The organism is Nitrosomonas sp. Nm132, assembly GCF_900100485.1.
Taxonomy (GTDB): Bacteria; Pseudomonadota; Gammaproteobacteria; order Burkholderiales; family Nitrosomonadaceae; genus Nitrosomonas.
In genome coordinates this window covers 1-3,367 of the sequence record NZ_FNDH01000096.1, presented here as the reverse complement: position 1 = coordinate 3,367, position 3,367 = coordinate 1, and the positions used below count along the sequence as shown (strand labels likewise).

The 3,367-nt window shown below is 50.6% G+C and carries 3 protein-coding genes and 1 pseudogene; 3 read left to right on the top strand and 1 reads right to left on the bottom strand.

The window, feature by feature from the left end; translation table 11 throughout:
• Positions 1–149: 149 nt before the first annotated feature.
• Entirely contained in the window at positions 150–1,013 is an 864-nt protein-coding gene (locus tag BLP80_RS14625; protein ID WP_090544462.1) for an arginase, read from the top strand.
• Positions 1,014–1,042: 29 nt separating this feature from the next.
• Here BLP80_RS14625 and BLP80_RS14620 read toward each other — a convergent pair.
• Positions 1,043–1,957: pseudogene (locus BLP80_RS14620) on the bottom strand (ornithine cyclodeaminase); the annotation flags it as partial.
• Between the two features lie 552 nt (positions 1,958–2,509).
• Between BLP80_RS14620 and BLP80_RS14615 the strand changes: the two are divergent.
• The gene (locus tag BLP80_RS14615) at positions 2,510–2,866 is read left to right on the top strand and encodes a DUF2934 domain-containing protein (RefSeq protein ID WP_143002328.1); all 357 of its coding nucleotides are present in this window, start codon (positions 2,510–2,512) and stop codon (positions 2,864–2,866) included.
• Between the two features lie 112 nt (positions 2,867–2,978).
• Positions 2,979–3,323 (top strand): hypothetical protein, encoded by a 345-nt coding sequence (locus BLP80_RS14610; protein ID WP_090544458.1) that lies wholly within the window; start codon positions 2,979–2,981, stop codon positions 3,321–3,323.
• Positions 3,324–3,367 lie beyond the last annotated feature (44 nt).

Sequence of the window (3,367 nt, the reverse complement as noted above, 5' to 3'; positions counted from 1 at the left end):
AAGGTGTTGGCTTTGCTATCATCTAAAATCAAAATGATAGTGTTATTACCTTATCTAAATTCTATTTTCAAGCACTTTTAAGCGCGATTGCCCTGACCAGGAGGGTCGACGCTAAAGACATTACCTGCGAACTGTGCCATCATTGTTTGATGGCGAGACTCATACAAACACTAGGAATTGCTTCCTGCCTGGGGGGGCCGGTGCAGGCGTGCGGCCACGCGGCAGAGCTGTTGCGTGACGAGTTTACGCGGCAGCCAGTGCCGCACGCCGGTCTGCAACTGCAATGGCACATGCTGTATCCCGAGAAGAAGGGCTCGAAAGAGGCCAGATTATCCCGTTTATACCAGAAGGCAAGTGAATTTACCTGCTACTGGACTGAAGCCCGGCGCCCTTTTCTGGTGATCGGTGGCGATCATTCCTGTGCGCTCGGCACCTGGCCAGGGGTATTGCAGGGATTGCCAGGCGGTGACGAATTGGGCCTAATCTGGCTTGATGCCCACATGGACGCGCACACTTTTGCCACAACGCCTTCCGGCAATATACATGGCATGCCTGTTGCCGCGCTGCTGGGTAAAGCAGATGAGCGGCTGAGCGCAGTGTATCCTACTGGCCGCTTTATTCAGCCAGAGAATCTGCTGTTGATCGGTGTCCGCAGTTATGAACCGGCTGAATACGCTCTTTTAAAACAGGCAAACGTGAAGATCGTTTTTGCCGATCAAATTAGTGATCTCTCGCAAACACTCCTTGCGGCCATTGAGCAACTAAGCAGAACTTGCGGGATGATAGGCATTAGCCTTGACCTGGATTTAATTGATCCTGAAGATGCGCCTGGCGTAGAAACCCCAGTGCCAGATGGAATTAAAGCCGCCGCGCTGCTGGCAGCACTTGCCTCGGCGAAGCGTCATGCCAAGTTCTGCGGCCTGGAAATCAGCGAGTTCAACCCGGAAAGTGACCGGCACGCTAAAACGCTGCATCTGATGAGAGCGATCGTTGAAACGTTTTATGCAGATTAACGATTAGCTCTTCTTTTTCGGAGAGAAAATCAGGAAGAGGAAGAAGGCGCTAAAACACCCAACAAGTCTTTCACATCATGTACTTCTGGCAGCAACGCGATCTCGCTGCCTAATTGATATTCTAATGCCAGTTGATACACCAAACGCAGCGTTGCAAAATCTTCCAGTGCAAAGCCAACCGAATCGAACACGGTAATTTCAGCAGCATTTTCCCTGCCTCGCTTGCGTTTCGTGACGAGTTCCCACAATTCAGCATAAATGTCGCTTGCTTCGCACTGTTGTACTCCGCCTTCCTTTAATGCCTGCGGGGTGAATTCAACGACAATTTTTGCTGCCTCCAGCAACGCTTGGTCTAATTTGGTTTTACCAGGGCGATCACCGCCCATGGCGTGGATATGGGTGCCTGGCGCGATGTCCTGCAATTCGAACAATATCTGCCGTGTGTTACTCGCCGTTGCCGTAATGACCATATCAGTATTGCGGACGGCATCCCGAATGTTAGCGCAGGGTATCAGTTCGAAAGCATAAGGAGCCATGTTACGTGAAAATTTAGCCATTGCCGCCGCATCGATATCGAAGTAGCGTATTTCTCGTAACGGGAAAAGACTGTTAAAACCCATCACCTGAAATTCCGCCTGGGCTCCGGTACCGATGATCGCCAAAGACTGAGCGTCTTCCCTGGCCAAATACTTGGCCGCCACAGCGCCAGTTGCCGCCGTGCGGAAAGCAGTCAGCAAGGTCATTTCACTAAGCAGCAACGGGTAGCCGGTAGCAGTGTCGCTTAACTGGCCAATACCGACCACGCTCAGCTTGCCTTGCGCCGTATTGCCGGGATGGCCGCTGATATATTTGAACGCATACAAATAATCATCCGCACAAGGCATCAATTCAATGACGCCCTGCGCATAGTATGTGGCATGACGCACGGATTTACGGAACGCGCCCCAACGGGAATTTTGATCAGTTCTTGGATGTCGCGAACACTAATAACCTTCATTATCCAGTTCCAGACAAGTCAAATAAATCCTTCATTCAGTATCGTTTTTTTATACCGCAGGAGCAAGGTGAGATTATCGGCATAGCGGTCTAATACCAGTCATTGAGACGTGTACAAATCGATATGCCTCCACTCATTCAGGATAACAAATAAATATCGGCGATACTAAAACTGAATGCCTTTCCCCTGAAAGGGAAACAACGCCTCTAATTTTTGATATATTGCCTCGCTTGAGCCAAAAAAGATTTTTGATCGTTTATCAATAAGGGCTATTTCTACGTGTTTGCACGTATTTTTTTAGTGGATGTATTTCGATAAACTATGAAAGTTTCAGAGCTTAATCAGAAAAGAAAAGGGATTTATTTTTCCTTTGCATCAAGGGCTCTGGTCGCCGGGATTAGGGTTGCAGGCTAACCTGGCAATTACAAGGGGCGCTCAGCATGCGGGCCTGGCCCGTTCGTTCCGTGCCCCATCATCTTCAACGATGGAGGACAAAAACATGGCTAAACAGACACGCACTCCCGCTAACCAGCAAAGCGATCCCGATATTACATGGCGAGGGGCTTTCAGCCTTGAGCAGCGTGAGGCGATGATTCGCGAGGCTGCCTATTACCACTACGAAAAGCGTGGCTGCACCGCCGGGCATGATCTTGATGACTGGCTCGCAGCCGAGGCCGAACTTGAGTACAGAACGCCCAAACTGGAGGAATTTCCGCCGGATATGGAGGTACAGCAGAGTGGCGTCCATGGGCCGGGAAAGGATGATAAATTGAAGCGGATGGTCAAACAGCATCCGCAAAAGGCTATACCTCAGGTCGACAGTGTGGAGCCGGAAAAAGCACCGCCCAAGGAATGACGTCGGAAACCTCAGTTGAGTATTCCCGTTGTTATACCATAAGCCAGCATAGCAAGCTGGAACGCCTTTACCGCTTTATCACCCGATGCGCGATTGCTCATGAACATCGGACATGCAATCAATGAGGTATTGTCGTGCCAACTTCCGGTCTTCTTCTTTCAGGTGGCGAGTTCTAGCCCATGCCGGGAGAATCCGCGTCATTACCGCGGTCAAGGCGAGATTCGGGCAGAAGATCGCCGGCGGCTGCTGGCGCATTCCCAAATGGCAGGGATTCATCGAGGTGTTCTTGGAGCCTGCCATCGTTCCGGAGCAACCCACAATCGAATTCCGGGTAGCTGACTCGAATCTGCTCGATCAAGTTGCGAATGCCACAATCCGCAGCAAAGGTCTGACCCGCCTGACATATGTAATGGAATGGACGCCCACTACCCTAAATGGCAACGAGGTGCCAAAGTAGTGTTGTTTAAAACCCTGTAACTAGAGAGGAGCGTCCGACATGAA

Bases quoted from the DNA above. Each gene is read 5' to 3' on its own strand.
- BLP80_RS14615 (WP_143002328.1), top strand. From the start codon at position 2,510: ATGGCTAAACAGACACGCACTCCCGCTAACCAGCAAAGCGATCCCGAT.
- BLP80_RS14625 (WP_090544462.1), top strand. From the start codon at position 150: ATGGCGAGACTCATACAAACACTAGGAATTGCTTCCTGCCTGGGGGGG.
- BLP80_RS14610 (WP_090544458.1), top strand. From the start codon at position 2,979: ATGCAATCAATGAGGTATTGTCGTGCCAACTTCCGGTCTTCTTCTTTC.